Source organism: Pseudarthrobacter sp. PH31-O2, from assembly GCF_030063265.1.
Lineage (GTDB): Bacteria > Actinomycetota > Actinomycetes > Actinomycetales > Micrococcaceae > Arthrobacter.
In genome coordinates, this window is record NZ_JASIST010000010.1 from 38,523 (window position 1) to 56,443 (window position 17,921).

A 17,921-nucleotide genomic window follows, 5' to 3' on the forward strand; every position below is an offset into this window, starting at 1 on the left:
GAATACCAGATTTCTAAAGTGAGCTCAGGGCGCCGGTTACCGGCCGAGGGCAATCTGCCCCAGGGCGGCCGCCGCAATGAAGGATGCACTGTAGGTCACCAGCGCGACAACGATGATCTTCCAGCTCAAGGACTTCAGCGCCTTGATGTCCCGCCCGACCGTAAGCCCGATCAAAGTCAGCGCAGGTAGCCCGATGAGAATGACGTCCAGATGTCCGGTCAGCGCCGCAAGCAGACCGGCAGTGGGCAGGAACGGCGCCGACAGTACCGTTGTGAGAGTCAGCACCCACACACTGGACGGCACCGAGGGCATCAGACGGGCCAGACGGAAGGACAGCCCCGTCAGCAGCAACAGGACGACCACACCCGCCAGATCGTTCCAGGCGAAGCTCTTCGTTCCGATGACGTTCATAGCGAGGGCGGAGGCCCCGGCGATGGCGAAGGCGAGAATCGTAATCCGTGGAGTCAGCTTCAGTGCCGGATCTACCTCCACTGCCACTGGAGGGGCAAGCTGCGCCGCTGCGCTCTGTGCCGTCTTGCCTCGGGTCCCCCGCGTGGACCTGCCTTCGTCGTCCTTTCCAAAAAGGCGGCTCCAGAACGCATACAGCCTCCGGCACAGCGGCAGGGACAGGAAGACCCCCGCATAGAAGCCGACGATGTTCGTAACGAGGTTGGACAATGCGGCCAGCGCCATGATTTCACCGGCCTGTTCCGGGTAGAGCAGCGAAAGCGCCCCCACTCCCCCGAGCATCATCGACGCCGAGCCGAGCCCAAGCCCGAGGGCCAGTGCACGCGGATCGAAGATATTCAGTCCGCCCAGGAATCCGGCGAGCAGGGAGATAAAGACTGCGCCAAAGAGGCTGCCGAGCAACCACACGGAGAAAACGCCACGGTACTCCCCGGAGCGAACCCCGAAACGCTGGATGGCGAAGGCAAGAAACGACTCGCGGTCAATTGACCAGGTGGCCCCGATCGCTACCCGACCCAGCCCCATGGCCACAGCTATCGGCAAGGCGAGGATGACCGTGCCGAAGATGTGCCCGACCTCCTGAAGAAGGATGGCCGGACCGATCTCAGTGACCTTCGCCAGCGACGGCCCGATCTGCGTGCCCAGCCGAGCGAGGAAAAGGATGATTCCGATCTCCAACAGAAGCGTCGCAACGGCGCGGCTGGCACCCGAGACGCGCCGGATTCGCTGGGTTCCGATGATGCCGCCGATGACAACGGCCCAAATGATGGGGAAGAGCACCACCGGCGCCGGGCCCAGCTGAAACTTGTACGTGCCAATCAGGACGGCCGCCGTCGAGACGAGCATGGACACGGTCACCACCGTCCACCAGTGCCGGCGCGTGATCTTCTGGTCCGCGACGGATGCAGAGGTCTGACTGATTTGTTGGGCTTCTGAGGCCATGGGAGTAACTGTCCTTTGGGAAAGACCCTCCACCCGTACTGGGCGGCTGCTGGGTCGGGGGTACATGTGTGTTTTATGTCGCAACTATTTTGTATACCAAAAATATAGTAAGCCGGTTCGGACGAGATGTAAATCACGTTTGAAGCCCGGCGATTAGCTGGTTCGGTTGACCGGGCCCCATCTGACCTCACCAAACCCTTGTTATTGGTATACCAAAATCGATATGGTTTGATCTGTGCGGTTCACCCTGCGGTGCCCGCTCCATCATCGACATTGGAGGTTGGTTTGCGCACCAAGTTCAGCGCAGCATTTGTGCTCGGGCATAAGGACGGTCACCACGTGCTTATCCGCGACGGTGACGTTGTCTACGAGGACACGCGCATTGTGTATGTCGGGCACGGCTACGAGGGTCCCGCGGACGAGCACTATGATCTTGGCCGTTCCCTCATCACGCCGGGTCTCATCGATCTGGACGCCCTGACAGACATCGATCACCTGCTCATCGACTCGTGGGCATCGCCGGACCGGGCCACCGGTCTGCAATGGTCCGAAGACTACTTCCGAAGCCGCCGCGCGGACGTTTTCACCGCAGAGGAGCGCCAGACCATCCGAAAATACGCCCTGGTGCAGTTGGCACTGCACGGCATCACTACCTACATGCCCATCGCATCGGAGATCCATTCCGCCTGGGCGGAAAGCTTTGCAGAGCTTGCCGGCATGGCCGAGACCTCCCGCGAGCTCGGCCTCCGGGGATATTTGGGCCCGGCGTTCCGCTCCGGGGTAAATATTGTCAGGGCCGATGGACAGCGCGACGTCGCATTCGACGAGAGCCAGGGGCGGGCCGGGCTCGCCGATGCCGTTCGCTTCCTGGACTACGCAGAGGATCTGGCCGATCCGCTGATTACCGGGGTTCTCCTACCGTGCAGAATTGAAACGCTGACCGCTGAACTCCTGCGCGCAACGGCCGAAATCGCCCGAGAAAGGCATGCCCTCGTTCGGTTGCACTGCCTTCAAGGGGCTCTGGAACGGGAACTGCTGCAGCGTTGGCACGGACTTACTCCCCTCCAGCTCTTGCAGAAAACAGGGCTGCTGGATGTGCGCCTACTCATCCCGCACGGAATCTTCGTGGACCGGAATCCGGCCCTGGGTGGTATGGATGCCGGTGATCTTCAAACTCTTGCGGATGCAAATATCTCCATCGTCCACTGTCCACTCACATCCTTCAGATACGGCATGGCACTCGACTCGTTCGCTGCCTTCCGGGCAGCAGGCATCAACCTGTGTCTTGGAACGGACTCCTTCCCGCCGGATCTCATCCGCGGCATGGACACCGGTGTACACCTGGCCAAACTCCTAGAGCGAAGGCCGGACGCAGCACCCGCGGAACACTACTTTGAAGCAGCAACCCTCGGCGGAGCCCGCGCCCTGGACCGCCCTGACCTGGGGAGGCTGGAAGAAGGAGCGCAAGCGGACCTCGTTGCGTTCGCTCTTGACGACTTCCGGGACGGAGTCCTGGACGACCCGATTCGAACCCTGTTGCTGAACGGAACAGCACGGCAGGCCACTCATTCCGTCGTCGCAGGGCGCATCGTAATGCGGGACGGCGACATCCCGGGCATTGATATTCCGGGCCTGAAAGTGGAGGCCCAACGGCTGTTCGCAAAGATGCGCGAAGCATACTCAGAGCGTGACAGCGAACGCCGGTCTCCGGACCAACTGTTCCCTCCGACTTTTCCCTATGCCAGTGCACCGGCTCCAAGCGCATCAAAACCATAACGCGGGACGTTTCAGCCGCGGCTTCGGCACGGCCTAGCGCATGCCCTCCCGGCGGATGGCGGTGGCGATAGCCGCTGCCCGGGTTTCGACGCCGAGTTTGGCGTAGATATGTGCCAAATGCGTTTTGACTGTGGCCTCGGAGATGAACAGCCGCTGGCCGAGTTCCCGGTTGCTGAGTCCTTCGGTCAGGAGGCTCAGCAGTTCGGCCTCGCGCGGGGTCAGGATTGCGTCCGGGTTGCGCAGCTGCTGGAAGAGCCGCGAAGCCACCGGCGCGCTCATCACGCTCTTGCCCTGGACTGCGCCGCGGACAGCTGCAAATATCTCCTCGGGTGAAGCGTCCTTAAGCAGGTAGCCCATCGCCCCGGCATCCACGGCGCGGACGATGTCGGCATCAGAGTCGTAGGTGGTGAACACGAGGATCGCCTGCCGACTGTTGCGGCGCCGCAATGCCTTGATGGCCTCGATGCCGTCCATGCCGGCACCCATGGCGAGATCCATCATCACCACGGCCGGACCGTGCCGCTCCACCAGCACCAGTGCCTCCTCGCCGGAGGCTGCCTCGGCCACCACCTCAATGCCGGGCTGCGTCCCCAACAGCGCCTTGAGCCCGCTGCGGACCACCAGATGGTCATCTACCAGCAGCACGGAAATGATGTTCACTGTTTCTCCCCGGTAGGCAGTTCCGCGGCCACAACCGTCCCGCCGCCGGGGCTGCTTTCCACCGAGAACACGCCGCCGAGTTGTTCCACCCGCTGCCGCATGGCGCGCAGCCCATAGCCTCCTGTGTCCGAGGGCGGCGCCAGCGACGACGGATCGAAGCCCGCGCCGTCGTCGTATACATCCAGCGTGACAGCGCCCGGTAGAAAGCCGAGCGTGACTGTTGCGTTGGCCGCAGCCGCATGCAGCGCCGTGTTGGCCGTCGCGCTCTGGACCACCCGCAGCAGGGCGTGCCGGGTGGCGGCGGTGACGGTACGGGGCACACCGGTGACAAGGAGGCGAACACCCGGCAGGTACTGCGACGCTGCCCTGGACACGGCATCCGTCAGGGGCGCCGTATCCAGCCCGGGGGAAGCTAATTCGTGGACCAGGCTGCGGGTTTCGGCCAGGTTCTGGCGCAGCAGACCGCTGGCCGAACGGACGTCCTCACGCGCGGCCGGGCTGGGCCAGGACCGGCTGGCGGCTTCCAGGAGAAGGAGACTGCTCGCCAGGCCCTGCGTCACTGTGTCGTGGATTTCCCGGGAAACCCGCGCACGTTCTTCGATGCTGCCCGCCCGCCGCTCGGTGGCCGCCAGCTGATCCTGTGCCTGCGTCAGCGCTTCATTCAGGCGGCGTTGCTCCGCAGTGTCGTGTTCAATCCGGTTATAGATCAGTGTCAGCATGAACCCGACGGCCAGCGGGCCCAAAAGCGTGGCGACGTCGTTTCCGCCGCCCAGCCGGAAGAGCCCGACGGCGGTAACTGCTGCCGTCGCGCCGCCAGCGAGGTTGGCGACCCAGCCGGTGAAGGCAGTGCGGCAAAGGAAGAACAGGGCGAAGGAGCACCAGGCAAAGCTCGGCGCTGCGATCACCAGCACGGCCCACAGCCCCGCCAGGAAAAACATCCACACCGCCCAGGGCCGCCTCCGCTGCGAGAGCACAGCGATCACGGCGTACAGCGAACAGACCGCTGTGGCGAGTGCCAGGACCCCCACGTTGTCCGCGGGGCTGTGCCGCATCGCGTACCGGACCGCCGACGCGACCACCAGCACGGCAAAACCGATATGGACGACGGCGTCGATTCGGCCCAGCGGACCGCTGCCCGTGGCGGTGGCCCGTTGGTGCTGGGAGTGTTCCCGCAAAGTGGCTGATGAGGAAGGCATAGGGTCCGGTTCCGGTGGATGAAGTGCTACCCCACCATATTAAGTCCCGCGCCGTTAGGCCTCCCTCACCCTTTTGGCTGATACTCCTGGCCCGATGGGGGAGAAATCGGCAGACCAACGCCCGATGTCCCAACCGGTGCGAGGACGAAGAATGGATTTGGGCCCGGGCCGTTGGCTTGGGCCCGCCCCCTACAGTACTCCGAGGAGAACCCGTGAAGACGTCCAAGAAGATCACCGCCGCCGCTGCTGCTGCATTGCTCATCACCGCAGGGCTAACGGCTGCCGCCAATGCCGGGCCCAACCCGGTTCCGGCTGCGGTAGCCACCACCGACATCCAGCCGTCCCCTGGAAAAGTCATTGCCCAGAACCGCATCAGCGTGGGTGCTTCGGCTGCTGCCGTACAAGCTGCCCTCGCAAAATGCCAAGCTGACAAGCTGCCGTTCGTGACGGTGGCACTCGTCGACCGCTTCGGAACCGTGCAGGCCCTTCTCCGCGGCGACAACGCCGCAGAGCACACGATTGAAGCGGCGAGGCAAAAAGCCTATACCGCAGCGGCTTTCGGTACGCCCACCAGCGAGCTGTCCAAGCGGGTCAACGGGAACGGGCCCAGCATCGCTGATCTCCCGGGCACCCTCTTCTTGGCCGGCGGGGTTCCGCTCAAGGTCGACGGGGTCTCTGTGGCGGGCATCGGTGTGGGCGGTGCTCCCGACGGTAATCTCGACGAGGCCTGTGCCGCGGCCGGGGCGGACGCCATCGCGGGTGTGGCACCGGGCACAGCCAAGTAGGAAATCACGATGTTCTGGAACCGGAATCTTGTCCTGATCTGTGCAGCGATGCTGGGGCTGGCGGCCTGCGGCCCGGGAACCGGGGAGCCACTCCGTCCCTCGTCACCGACGGGCGGGGTGAGCCCCGGACAACGACCGCCGCCACTGGCGGCACCGCCGCCTGTGGCCCCGACGATGGCTGTCTCCGCTCCGCCGGCCCGTTCCCGCGAGGCGCAGGCATCACTGGACCAGCGTCTTATCCTGGCTGCCAAGGCCAACGACGTCGCCCACGTGACAGAGCTGATCCGGGCCGGGGGCAACGTCAATGCCAAAGACTCCCGTCAGGATTCGGCGTTCCTCTACTCCGGGGCAGAAGGATTCAACGGGGTCTTGCGGCTGACGATCGCCAACGGTGCTGACGTTTCCAGCACCAACCGGTTCGGCGGGACAGCTCTGATTCCCGCCAGCGAACACGGACATGTGGAGACCGTCCGCATCCTCACAGCAGCAGGGGTTCCCGTCAACCACGTAAACAACCTGGGCTGGACCGCCCTGCAGGAGGCCATCCTGCTCAACGACGGCGGCCCCAGGCAGCAGGACGTAGTCAGGCACCTCCTCGCCGCAGGAGCGGACCCCAACATCCCGGATCCTCAGGGGCGAACGGCTTTGGAGAACGCGCACCGGCTGGGGTTTGCTGAGATCGTCAGTATCATAACGGCGGCCGGCCCAAACGACCTCTGAGAGGATGCCGTCACCACCACCCGGAGCAAATTGTGAATCGACGCCTCAAAGGGTGTGCTCGACAGATGTCCGAGGTTTAGCCCACGGACACCGCACCCGCCGACCGTGAAGGGGCAGCGATTTTGTTCCCTGAACCCACTCCAGCATAATCAGTGAACCGCCCGCACGCTGACGAGGAACACTCCACGATTGCCCGGGTCGCAACCGAAAGCCGGGGGGGCTATGAGGTCGATCATGAAAGGTGCCGGGTGCTCTCGCACGACGGCGAACCCACTCAGACCGTGGGCACTCTAGTGCTAGCGCCGCTGCGGAAGAGACCGGCCGGTTCTCATTACGGGTGGCTGCCCCGGCTCTCCGGCAATGTCATGCTGGACCTCAGAATCTGGATGCTGGGTTTCGGGCTCCTTATCGGCCTGGTCTTCCCATTTCTTCTGATCGTGCTCGGACTCTCACCCGAGGCGGCCGTGCAGCCAGGCTTCTTTGCCCTGACCGTGGCCGCGGGGATCGCTGTCGCGGAGATCAACCATCTCCTAGTGCGTGTGGTCGTGGGGGGTCGGCTGCGTTCTCTGGTTGCCGGGATGGCTCCTGTCGAGGCTCTGTTGGTCGATGCGGCCGCGAGCGGTGACTGGACAGGATGCGATCTGGCGGGCTGCGCAATTCCAGTGGACTCAGCCGATGAATTCGGCGACGTGGCCCAGTCGTTTAACGGCCTGGTCGCCAGCCTGTCGGACAGCCACCAGGTTTCCGATGGGATCAAGAAGGTGTCGCAAGCCCTCGCTGCCCACCTGGAAATCGGCGCCCTCGCGGAGGCGGCGTTGCATGAGCTGTCGGTGCACACCGCGTGTGCTGCTGCGGCGCTGCTCACAGTTAGCAACGGCACGCTCCACGTGGCCGGATCATTGCGGATGCGAGCCGGTATCGACCTGACGGGTACAGAGTTGGTACTCGGTGTCTTGGGCACGGCACGGCCCGCCGTGCTTATGCTGCCCGAAGACCTCGTCAGGGCCGGGGCACTGACGGAATTTACTCCGCAGGAGGTACACATCCTGCCCGTCCTGTTCGACGCGGCCACAGTCGGGGTCCTGGTGATGGCGTTCGCGGAGCACCCTGCCCCGGCGGCCAGGGCCGTGTTGGGCGCCTCGCTTCCGGGTCTGGCAGTGGCCGTGAACAACGCCCTCACGCACGAGGACCTGCAACGGATCGCAGCTTTGGATCCACTGACAGGCGTGTTCAATCGACGCTCAGGTCTGGTTCGGCTGGAGGAGGAATTCGATCGGTCCAGGCGATCCCACCAGTCACTCGGGGTGCTCATGTTCGACATTGACCATTTCAAGGTGGTCAACGATACCTTCGGGCATCTGGTCGGCGACCGAGTGCTGCGCAGCGTGGTGCAAGCGGCGCGAAAGGTCCTGCGCGGGAGCGATGTGCTGCTTCGTTTTGGCGGCGAAGAATTCATTGTTGTTTTGCCGGGGGCGACGCGGGACGATCTCGCCATAACGGGCGAGAGGATCCGACTGGCTGTCGCCGAAGCAGGCCTCCTCGAGGACGGTCACCCCATCCGTCTGACCGTCAGCGTTGGCGGTTTCGCGGGCCACGCAGGGAACACCACAACCCCGGAGGAAATGATCTGTCACGCCGACGTCGCCCTCTACTCCTCCAAGCAGTCAGGCCGGGACCGATGCGTGATTGCCTGATGGCGCAGGAGAGGCCATACCGAAGCGATAGCCGGCCGGTGGCTACAGGCCCAGTGCCGCCTTCAGCTGCGCGACGTGGCCCTTGGCGGTGACCTGGTACTGCGCGAGTTCGACGATGCCCTCGGGGTCCACCACCACCGTGGAGCGGACCAGGCCCTCCGTAACCTCGCCGTTGACCAGCTTCTCGCCCCACGCACCGTAGGCCAGGGCCACAGCATGGTCCTCGTCGGCAAGCAGCGGGAAGGTAAGCCCCTGGTCGCCGGCGAAGGCGGCCAAGGCGGCCTGCGAATCCGGCGAGATACCGAGGACTGCATATCCGGACCTCGTGAGGGAGGCGAGGCTATCGCGGAAATCGCACGCCTCGGTCGTGCAGCCAGGGGTCGCTGCCTTCGGGTAGAAGTACACGATGGCACTCTTGCCGCGGTAGTCCGTCAACGAGACACGCTTGCCGCCAGCGTCGGTCAAGCTGAAATCCGGTGCCGGCGTTCCGGGCCGAAGCTTCGTGGGGACTCGCTGGGATGTCGGGAACAGGTTCATTGTCTTCCTTGACAGGTCGTGGGAATCGGATTTCCCGGTTGAAACAATTCAGATGGAGTATTCGGCAGGTCCACGCACTTTGGCGTAAGGACCGGGGACAAACTGGTAGCCACCGCCGCGAACCGTGGCAATCGTAGACCGGGCCCCGCCAAGCTTTCGGCGCACTCGGGCCACATAGACGTCAATGGATCGCGAGGCGCACCCCGGGAAATCCAGCGACTCCAGAAACTCCCGGAGTTCACTGCGCGCTATCGGCCTCGAGCAGTTTTCCACGAGGTAGCGCAAGAGCCTGAACTCGACCCCAGTCAGCTGAACAGGCCACTGATCGACGTGGACTGTTCCGTTGGCGAGGTCAACTGCCACCGTGCGGGGGCGCGTACCGGCCCGGAGCGGGGGCCCTGTGTCGTCCTCTCCCGGGCCCACGTCGTCGATCCCTTCGGGGGGCACGGCTTCAGGTTGCGCTGTTCCGGAGGCGGGCCAATGATGTACTTCCGCCTCCGGAACAATTCTTAGCACGCGGGCCAGGAGCACTTCGGCCGCGTGAACCATGGTCGCCTCATCTGCGCGGGACGATTCAACCCAGATTGCCAAACCCCTGGGCATGTTCTTCCGGCCAGGACCGTGCAGCAACCCGCTGGTCCCCCGGTCCGCAGGTGCCGCAGGACCGCTTGTATGGGCGTGGACAGACATGGCGGTGGGGTTTAGATGCCGCCGCGGCGCAGGAGGGTGCCGTGGGGGGTGTGGTTGTTGATGGGGTGGCCGCGGAGGTAGGTTTTGCGGACGACGCCGGAGAGTGCTTTGCCGTCGTAGGGGGTGATGGGGTTTTTGTGCTGGAGTTTGGTGACGTCCACGACGTAGGCCTCGTTGGGGGCGAAGATCGCGAAGTCCGCGTCGTAGCCGAGGGCGATGTGGCCTTTGGTGGTGAGGCGGGCGAGTTCGGCGGGTTTGGCGGCCATCCAGGAGATCACTTGTTCCAGGGCGATGCCGCGGTGGCGGGCTTCGGTCCAGATCAAGGACAGTCCGAGCTGCAGGGAGGAGACCCCGCCCCAGGCGACGGCGAAGTCGCCGTTTTCGAGGTCTTTCAGGTCCAGGGTCGAGGGTGAGTGGTCTGAGACGATGCAGTCGATGGTGCCTTCCTGGAGGCCTTTCCAGAGCAGTTCCCGGTTCGCGGCTTCCCGGATCGGCGGGCAGCATTTGTATGCGGTGGCGCCGTCGGGGATTTCCTCGGCCATCAGTGTCAAATAGTGCGGGCAGGTCTCCACGGTCAGGTGCACGCCGTCGCGTTTGGCCGAGGCGATCATCGGCAGCGCGTCGGAGGAGGACAGGTGCAGGATGTGGGCCCTGGCTCCGGTCCAGCGGGCGCGTTCGATGACTTCGGCGATGGCTTTGTTCTCGGCCCCGCGCGGGCGGGAGGAGAGGAAGTTCGCGTAGTGGTCCCCGCCCGGGTGCGGTGCGCGGTCGATCGCGTGGGAGTCTTCGGCGTGGACGATCATGAGTGAGTCGAAGGATTTCAGCTCGGCCATGTCTGTTTCCATTTCATCGGCCTCCAGGTGCGGGAATTCATCGACCCCGGAGTGGAGCAGGAAACACTTGAACCCGAAGACGCCCTCGTCGTGGAGGCCCCGGAGGTCTTTCAGGTTCCCCGGGACCGCCCCGCCCCAGAACCCGACGTCGACAAACGCCTGGTCCGCGGCGACTTCACGTTTGAGTTTCAACCCTTCGACGGTGGTGGTCGGCGGAATGGAGTTCAGCGGCATGTCGATGATCGTCGTGACGCCCCCGGCCGCGGCGGCCCGGGTCGCGGACGCGAACCCTTCCCACTCCGTGCGGCCCGGTTCGTTGACGTGGACATGGGTATCGACCAGGCCCGGGATCATCGTCTCGTCATCGGCGAGGTCTATGACCTGCGCCCCGGCCAGGGCATTACCCAACGGCTCGATCGCCACGATCCGCCCGCCCCGGATCCCGACCTCCCGCGCCGCGATCCCCGCCGTCGTCAACACACGCCGACCACGAACAACCAAGTCATAGCGTTCTTCAAGCATTGAGGTACTCCTTCGAGGGCGTTGATTCCATGGGCCGGAACCAGGGTGAATCAGGACCGAGTTGGCCGCCGATGGTGGTGCCGACCGTTTCGAGCAGCCGCCCGGCTTCGGCGATGCACTTTTCCACGTTCTCTTCAATCGAGGTCAGGGCAAACGTGGACTGGAATCCCGCGGCGCGCAACTGACCGGCCGTCAATGTAGTGCGCCCGCAGACGGCGATGACCGGTACGCCGGCCAGCGCCGCTGCCCGCGCCACTCCCATGGGGGTTTTGCCGAGCAGGCTTTGTTCATCCAGGCTGCCCTCGCCGGTGATAACGAGGTCAGCCCCGACCAGCCGATGGGCGAGGTCAGTAAATTCAAGGACGACATCGATGCCTGGCCGGCGGGAGGCCGCCAGGACCGCGATGGCGGCATACCCGACGCCGCCGGCGGCACCGGCGCCCGGTGCCTCGGCAGCCTTTTGTGCCCGGAACCCCAGCTCATGGCTGAGCACGTCCACGAAGTGTCCCAGCGCGGAGTCGAGCGTTCTGACGTCTTCGCTGGACGCCCCCTTTTGCGGGCCAAACACCGCCGCCGCACCATCCGGGCCAAGCAGCGGATTGTCCACATCACTTGCCAGAACGAACCGTGTTTCCTCCAGCCGCGTATCGAACCCGGAGAAATCAATCCATTTCAGCCGGGCCAGGGCAGCCCCGCCGGCTGGAATTTCGTTTCCGTCAGAATCGATGAAGCGGGCACCGAGCCCCTGCAGCACCCCGGCGCCGCCGTCGGTGTTGGCGCTTCCGCCAACACCGAGGATGATCTTGCGGCACCCTGCGTCCAAGGCTGCCCGGATCAGCTGCCCGGTACCCAGAGAGGTTGATCCCAACGCATCTCTGATGCCGCCGGGCAACACGGCAAGTCCTGATGCCGTCGCCATTTCGATAATCGCTTCGCGGCCACGGACGGCGAATTCGGCTTCCAGCGGCTCGCCCGTCGGGCCGCTGACGATAGCGGTACGGCGGGTGAAACCGCTGCCGACAGCAGCATCGAGGGTACCTTCGCCGCCGTCGGCCACGGGAATGCCATCCACGTCCAGGACCTGGCCGGCGGCCCGCTTTACTGAGCGAAGACCTGCCGTGAGATGGGCAACGATGTCCGGGGCCGTCAGTGAGCCCTTGAACTTGTCCGGTGCTATGACCACTCTCATGCCGGGGGTTCCTTTCAATGATTCGGACGCGCCGGGTTGGCGCGCGGGAGACGGCTGGTGTTAGTCAAGCATTGCGATGATGGCCGTGGGGGCGTCGGCGCCCTGCGCAGCGACCTCCTCGAACTCGTTGATCGCATTGATCTCGGTGCCCATGGAGATGTTGGTGATCTTTTCCAGGATCACCTCTACCACCACGGGAACGTTGAACTCGCTCATCAGCGCCTTGGCCTTGTCGAAGGCTGCCGAAAGGTCACTCGGGTCTTCCACCCGGATGGCTTTGCAACCCAGGCCTTCGGCAACCTTCAAGTGGTCCACGCCATAGCCCTTGGTCTCCGGAGAGTTGATGTTTTCGAACGCCAGGGACACGTTCTGCTCCATCTTGAAGCCGCGCTGGGACTGTCGGATCAGGCCCAAGTACGAGTTGTTCACCACCACGTGCACGTACGGGAGGTTGAACTGTGCGCCGACGGCCAGTTCTTCGATCATGAACTGGAAATCGTAGTCGCCGGACAAGGCAACGACTGTCTCGTCCGGCTTCCCGCGGACCACACCGAGTGCGGCAGGTCCGGTCCATCCCAGCGGGCCGGCCTGGCCAGCGTTGATCCATTTGCGGGGCCCGAACACGTGGAGCATCTGGGCACCGGCGATCTGGGAGAGGCCAATCGTGGTTACGTAAGTGGTGTCTTTGCCGAAGGACTTGTTCATTTCCTCGTAGACACGCTGCGGCTTGATCGGGACATTTTCAAAGTGCGTTTTGCGCTGCAGCGATCCCTTGCGCAGGACGCATTCGCCGACCCAGTCGCTGTAATCGGGCAAGGTGCCGGCGGCTTTGCGCTCCCGGGCCAGCTCCAGGAGCCCGTCCAATGCCGCACCGGCGTCGGAGGCAATGCCCAGGTCCGGGGAGAAAACGCGGCCGATCTGGGTCGGTTCGATGTCGATGTGCACGAACTTGCGGCCGGACGTGTAGGTGTCCAGTCCGCCGGTGTGGCGGTTGGCCCAGCGGTTGCCGATCCCGATCACAAAGTCCGAGGCCAGCATGGTCTCGTTTCCGTAGCGGTGTGAGGTCTGCAGGCCCACCATGCCGGCCATCAGGCGGTGGTCGTCCGGGATGCTGCCCCAGCCCATCAGGGTGGGGATGACCGGGACGTTGAGCAGTTCGGCCAGTTCGACAAGCTGTGCCGAAGCCGAAGCGTTGATCACGCCGCCGCCGGCGACGATCAAGGGGTGCTGCGCCGCGGTGAGCATGTCCAGGGCCTTGTCCAACTGCTTGCGGCTGGCTTTGGGCTTTTCCACCGGAAGGGGCTCGTAGGTGTCGATGTCGAATTCGATCTCGGCCATCTGCACATCGAACGGGAGGTCCAGCAGCACCGGGCCGGGGCGGCCGGAGCGCATCAGCTGGAAGGCTTTCTGAAAGGCGCCGGGGATCTGGCCGGGCTCCAGAACTGTCATTGCCATTTTGGTGACGGGTTTGGCGATGGATTCGATGTCCACGGCCTGGAAGTCTTCCTTGTGGAGCTTGGCAACGGGGGCCTGCCCGGTGATGCAGAGCATGGGGATGGAGTCCGCCCACGCGGCATAGAGTCCGGTGATCATGTCGGTGCCGGCGGGACCGGAAGTGCCGATGCAGATGCCGATGTTCCCGTCCTTGGCCCGGGAGTACCCGTCGGCCATGTGCGAGGCGCCTTCCACGTGCCTGGCGAGGGTGTGGCGGATGCCACCGTGCTCCCGCATCGCCGAGTAAAAGGGGTTGATCGCAGCACCTGGCAGGCCGAACGCCTCAATGGCGCCCTCCTTTGCCAGGATCGCGACGGCTGCATCTACGGTGCGCATTTTCGTCATGGTGTTCTCCTTGAAAGTCTGTAGGGTGTGCTGGTCCGGCTCAGGTGCGGCAGTGTTACTTGCGGCCGCTGAGCTGGAGGGTCTGCTTGAACAGACCCGAGTGGTCGAGGCCGCCGTCGCCCTGGTTGACAGTGGCTGCGACGAGCTGAGCGGCGAGGGCGCCGAGCGGGAGCGAGACGTTGGCCTCGCGGGCGGCCGAAGTGACGATACCCATGTCCTTGTGGTGGAGCGCGAGGCGGAAGCCGGGCGCGAAGTCGCGGTCCAGCATCTTCTGGCCCTTCTGGTCCAGCACTTTGGAGCCGGCCAGGCCGCCACCGAGGACCTTCAGCGCGGCATCAGTATCCACGCCGTAGGCCTCAAGGAAGGCTACGGCTTCGCCCAGTACCTGGATGTTGACGGCGACGATCAGCTGGTTGGCCGCTTTAACGGTCTGCCCGGAGCCGGCCGGGCCTACGTGGACGATGGTCTTTCCCACAGCGTTGAGCACGTCCTGTGCTGCTTCGAAGTCTGCTGCGTCGCCGCCGACCATAATGGAAAGCGCGGCGGTGATGGCGCCCTGCTCGCCGCCTGACACCGGGGCGTCCAGGGCACGGATACCGGCGGCCTTGGCATCGTCCGCCAGCCGCTTGGCCACATCGGGGCGGATGCTGCTGGCATCAATCCAGAGGGTGCCCTGCTTCGCGTTCGCGAACAGGCCCTCGGGTCCGGAGACGACGCTTTCGACGTCAGGTGAGTCCGGAACCATCGTAATAACGACGTCCGCGTCCCTGACAGCGTCGGCGATGCTCGCTGCACCCCGGCCGCCCTCGGAGACCAGCGTGTCGATCTTGTCCTGGCTGCGGTTGAAGCCGGTGACGCTGTGGCCTGCCTTGACGAGGTTGATGGCCATGGGAAGGCCCATGATGCCGAGACCGATGACTGTGACGTTGCTCATGTTGTATTCCTTTGCTGAAGTAGGGTGGCCGGTGCGCGGTCAGTGCGCAGCAGGCTGGCGGATGGCCCAGTTGAAGGCGGCTTTGGCCGGTTCTTTGTATTCGAGGCCGATGTAGCCCGTGTAGCCGAGTTCGCGGCTCCGGGAGATCCATTCGCCGAGCGGGAGGTTTCCGGTTCCGGGGGCTCCGCGGCCGGGGTTGTCGGCGATTTGGATGTGGCCGAAGTCTTTGGCGTGCTGTTCAATCACGGCGGCGACGTCGTCCCCGTTGACGGCCAGGTGGTAGAAGTCGGCAAGGAGCTTGATGTTCTCCGCGCCGGACTCGTCCTTGACCCTGGCGATCACCTTCAGGGCGTCGGCGGCCGTGAGCAGCGGGTAGCGCGGTGCGCCGCTGACCGGCTCCAGCAGGACGGTGCCACCGATCCGCGCGACGGCGGCGGCGGCCGTCGCGAGGTTCTCGGCGGCCACGGCGTCCTGCTGTTCGGCGGAATCTCCCGCAGTGCGGTTGCCGTAGAGGGCGTTGAACGCTGTGCACCCGAGTCGCTCGCCGATGCCCGCGACGACGTCGATGTTGTCCAGGAACTCGGCCGAGCGGGCCGGCCAGGACACCAGGCCACGGTCGCCTTCCGGCATGTTGCCTGCGTTGAAGTTCAGACCCGAGAGCTGGACACCGGCGTCGGAAATGGCCTTCTCAAACTTGGCTACCTCGCTGTCCGAGGGTACGGAGGTCTCAAACGGCCACCAGAATTCGACGGCGTCAAACCCTGCTGCCTTGGCGGCCGCGGGCCGCTCGAGGAGCGGCAGTTCCGTCAGCAGGATGGAGCAGTTCACGGTATACGTCATTGGATTCGTCCTTAGCCCTCTGAACCGGCAACAACCGGTAGTCTTGATATCTTCCAGATTCCGCTTTGTGGAATCTTTATTCTGCTTTATGAAAAGTTTAGGCTTCGTTGTCCGCGACGTCAACCTGCGCAGCACCCCGGTGGCGGTTAAAGCGCGACGCCCCGGCCTAGTAGGGCCGGGGCGCACGCGCGGGTGGTTAGGTCAGGCGGATCTGGCGGTTGACATCCTTGTAGAGCAGGTAGCGGAAATTGCCGGGGCCGCCGGCGTAGCATGCCTGCGGGCAGAAGGCACGCAGCCACATAAAGTCGCCCGCCTCGACCTCTACCCAGTCATTGTTGAGCAAGTACATGGCCTTGCCCTCCAGGACGTACAGGCCGTGCTCCATCACGTGTGTTTCCGGGAATGGGATCACTCCGCCAGGCTTGAACGTCACGATGTTCACGTGCATATCGTGGGCCAGATCGCCGGGGTCCGCGAAACGTGTGGTCTTCCAGACGCCGTCAACATCCGGCATTTCACGCGGCTCGACTTCCTGGTCACTGGTGACAAAGGATTTCGCCTCGTAGCCTTCCAACCGCTCGTAGGCCTTGCGGATCCAGTGGAAGGAGACGATCTCATCCGAGACGTTCTCCAGGCCCCACTGCGCGCCGGCAGCAATGTAGGCGTAACCGCCTTCTTCGAGCTGGTGCAGTTCACCGTCAAGCGTCAGATTAACCTTGCCCCTGGTGACGAAGATGACGCCTTCAACGCCAGCCTCGAATTCCGCCTTGGGCGCGCCGCCGCCCGGGCCAATCTCCACGATCAGCTGGGAAAAAGTAGTAGCGAACCCGGAGATTGGGCGGGCGATGATCCATGAGCGGGTGTTCGAAAAGCCCGGCAGGTTGCTGGTGACGATGTCTGTCAGGACGCCCTTCGGGATGACCGTATAGGCTTCCGTGACGATCGCGCGCTCGGTGGTGAGGTGGGTCTGCGGCGGCAAGCCGCCTTCAGGTGTGTAGTACTTGCCCATCAGGTGAATCCTTACTTAGGAGGTGGAAGTGGTGGCCAGCCGGGGGTGGGCCAGTGCTGTCAGCCGTGGAACTCCGACGCCGGCAAGCGCCTGGACTTCGTCGGCACCTACGGCGCCGCACTGGACGCCGCGCAGCACAAAAGCCGCCAGTGCCCGGGCGGTGGCCGGCTCGTCCATCACGCCGCCTTCGGTCTGTTCAACGTAGTTTCGCAGCCGGGCAGCGGCGGCCGGAAGCCCTTGGCGATAGAAGGCGTAGCTAGCTGAAAAACGGCTGGGCAGCTGGGCTGGATGGAGGTCCCAGCCCTGGTAGTAGCCCCGCTCCAGCGAACGGCGGACCAGCCGGCCATGGATCGCCCAGGCATTCTCAACACCATCTCCGACGGGAATGATATTGGTCGAGCCGTCGGAGAGGCGGATGCCCGTACCGGCGACAGCCAGCTGCATAACCTCCTTGGCGAAGTCGGCCACGGGATGTTCCATCGACTGGTACTCGGCAGAGATCTGCAGGGACGCGGAATAGTCGTACGTTCCGTAGTGCAGGGCACTGATCCGGCCCGGGACGATGTGCGGCAGCTGCGCCACCGGGGAGGTCCCGTCGGGACCGAGGATGAGTTGGGGTGTTTCCACCTGCACTTCAAACCTGAGCCGCCCGTGCGGCAGCGAGTGGATCTCCTCAAGCCGGGAGACGGCATAGTCCATGGCCTGCACTTGGGCCACTGTGGTGACCTTGGGCAGTGTCAGGATCAGGCCCTCCGGGAGTTCGCCGGCGGCCGCAAGTGATGCCACGAAAAGATCCAGCGTGCGAAGTCCCCGGTTTCGGGTGGCAGCTTCAAAGCACTTGAAGCGGATGCCAATGAACGGCGGCGCCGTGCCCGCAGCAACCGCGGCCGCCACGGCCGCAGCCGCACCCACAGCCGCAGCATCCTCAGCGTCGTCTCCCCGGTCCCCGTAGCCGTCCTCGAAGTCCAGCCTCAGGTCCTCGATCGGCTCGGCTGCCAGTTTGGGTGCCACCCGGGCGGCCACCGAGTTGGCGAGTTCGGCATCCTGGCCGAGCAGTTCGCCGATACGGGCCAAGCCGCCGTGGGCCTCTGCTGCCGCCAGCGCTTGGGCTCCCCACTCGGCCGCCAACGACGGCGTGAACCGGTCTGCGGGAACGTAGACCGTGTGCACCGGTTGGCGGGAACCGTCGTCGCCCGGGTAGTTCTGCTCCAGCAGGCGGTCCGTTGCCACCAGTTGCGCTTCGATCTCGGCCAGGTCCCTGCTGGTCAGCGAAAGGTGCTGTGCCAC

General features: G+C 64.4%; 15 protein-coding genes and 1 pseudogene. 4 read left to right on the plus strand and 12 right to left on the minus strand.

The features are described 5' to 3' along the window. Window positions 1–36: 36 nt before the first annotated feature. Complete coding sequence (locus QMG72_RS14660; RefSeq protein WP_282360778.1) at window positions 37–1,410, minus strand: DUF3100 domain-containing protein; 1,374 nt, start codon at window positions 1,408–1,410, stop codon at window positions 37–39. 285 nt (window positions 1,411–1,695) lie between these two features. Between QMG72_RS14660 and QMG72_RS14665 the strand changes: the two genes are divergently transcribed. Further along, window positions 1,696–3,186, plus strand: a complete 1,491-nt coding sequence (locus tag QMG72_RS14665; protein ID WP_283480904.1) for a chlorohydrolase family protein — start codon at window positions 1,696–1,698, stop codon at window positions 3,184–3,186. A 33-nt stretch (window positions 3,187–3,219) separates the two neighbouring features. Here the strand turns inward: QMG72_RS14665 and QMG72_RS14670 are convergent, their stop codons facing one another. Continuing rightward, entirely contained in the window at window positions 3,220–3,846 is a 627-nt protein-coding gene (locus QMG72_RS14670) for a response regulator (protein WP_226776500.1), read from the minus strand. Then, window positions 3,843–5,042 (minus strand): sensor histidine kinase, encoded by a 1,200-nt coding sequence (locus QMG72_RS14675; protein ID WP_283480905.1) that lies wholly within the window; start codon window positions 5,040–5,042, stop codon window positions 3,843–3,845. Before QMG72_RS14675 ends, QMG72_RS14670 begins: the two co-directional genes overlap by 4 nt. A 212-nt stretch (window positions 5,043–5,254) precedes the next feature. Between QMG72_RS14675 and QMG72_RS14680 the strand changes: the two genes are divergently transcribed. The 3 genes from QMG72_RS14680 (at window position 5,255) to QMG72_RS14690 (ending at window position 8,241) form a co-directional block, all read left to right on the plus strand. Continuing rightward, window positions 5,255–5,827 carry a GlcG/HbpS family heme-binding protein gene (locus QMG72_RS14680; protein ID WP_282360774.1) on the plus strand — a complete coding sequence of 191 codons (573 nt, stop codon included), beginning with the start codon at window positions 5,255–5,257 and terminating at the stop codon, window positions 5,825–5,827. A gap of 174 nt (window positions 5,828–6,001) precedes the next feature. Next, on the plus strand, window positions 6,002–6,547 hold the full coding sequence (locus QMG72_RS14685) for an ankyrin repeat domain-containing protein (protein WP_282360773.1): 546 nt from the start codon (window positions 6,002–6,004) through the stop codon (window positions 6,545–6,547). A 365-nt stretch (window positions 6,548–6,912) separates the two neighbouring features. Further along, window positions 6,913–8,241, plus strand: coding sequence for a GGDEF domain-containing protein (locus QMG72_RS14690; protein WP_226776504.1), 1,329 nt, complete (start codon window positions 6,913–6,915; stop codon window positions 8,239–8,241). A 42-nt stretch (window positions 8,242–8,283) separates the two neighbouring features. On the opposite strand, the gene bcp is transcribed toward QMG72_RS14690, so the two are convergent. The 9 genes and pseudogenes from bcp to QMG72_RS14735 all read right to left on the minus strand — a co-directional run bounded on the left by bcp (window position 8,284) and on the right by QMG72_RS14735 (window position 17,921). Further along, window positions 8,284–8,778 carry a thioredoxin-dependent thiol peroxidase gene (bcp, locus tag QMG72_RS14695; protein WP_282360771.1) on the minus strand — a complete coding sequence of 165 codons (495 nt, stop codon included), beginning with the start codon at window positions 8,776–8,778 and terminating at the stop codon, window positions 8,284–8,286. Window positions 8,779–8,826: 48 nt separating this feature from the next. Beyond that, on the minus strand, window positions 8,827–9,225 hold the full coding sequence (locus tag QMG72_RS17775; RefSeq protein ID WP_349359604.1) for a winged helix-turn-helix domain-containing protein: 399 nt from the start codon (window positions 9,223–9,225) through the stop codon (window positions 8,827–8,829). Window positions 9,226–9,479: 254 nt separating this feature from the next. Further along, window positions 9,480–10,823: an allantoinase AllB gene (gene allB, locus QMG72_RS14705; RefSeq protein ID WP_283480907.1), complete on the minus strand. Its 1,344-nt coding sequence runs from the start codon at window positions 10,821–10,823 to the stop codon at window positions 9,480–9,482. Beyond that, window positions 10,816–12,012, minus strand: coding sequence for a glycerate kinase (locus QMG72_RS14710; RefSeq protein ID WP_226776508.1), 1,197 nt, complete (start codon window positions 12,010–12,012; stop codon window positions 10,816–10,818). Before QMG72_RS14710 ends, allB begins: the two co-directional genes overlap by 8 nt. Before the next feature lie 60 nt (window positions 12,013–12,072). After that, on the minus strand, window positions 12,073–13,851 hold the full coding sequence (gene gcl / locus QMG72_RS14715; RefSeq protein WP_226776509.1) for a glyoxylate carboligase: 1,779 nt from the start codon (window positions 13,849–13,851) through the stop codon (window positions 12,073–12,075). 55 nt (window positions 13,852–13,906) lie between these two features. Beyond that, window positions 13,907–14,791: pseudogene (locus QMG72_RS14720) on the minus strand (2-hydroxy-3-oxopropionate reductase); the annotation flags it as partial. 33 nt (window positions 14,792–14,824) lie between these two features. After that, complete coding sequence (locus QMG72_RS14725) at window positions 14,825–15,625, minus strand: hydroxypyruvate isomerase family protein (RefSeq protein ID WP_282361009.1); 801 nt, start codon at window positions 15,623–15,625, stop codon at window positions 14,825–14,827. Between the two features lie 196 nt (window positions 15,626–15,821). Further along, a complete protein-coding gene (locus QMG72_RS14730) occupies window positions 15,822–16,634 on the minus strand; it encodes a bifunctional allantoicase/(S)-ureidoglycine aminohydrolase (RefSeq protein WP_226776512.1) in 813 nt (270 codons plus the stop codon). 15 nt (window positions 16,635–16,649) lie between these two features. Beyond that, window positions 16,650–17,921 carry a DUF6986 family protein gene (locus tag QMG72_RS14735; RefSeq protein WP_282361008.1) on the minus strand — a complete coding sequence of 424 codons (1,272 nt, stop codon included), beginning with the start codon at window positions 17,919–17,921 and terminating at the stop codon, window positions 16,650–16,652.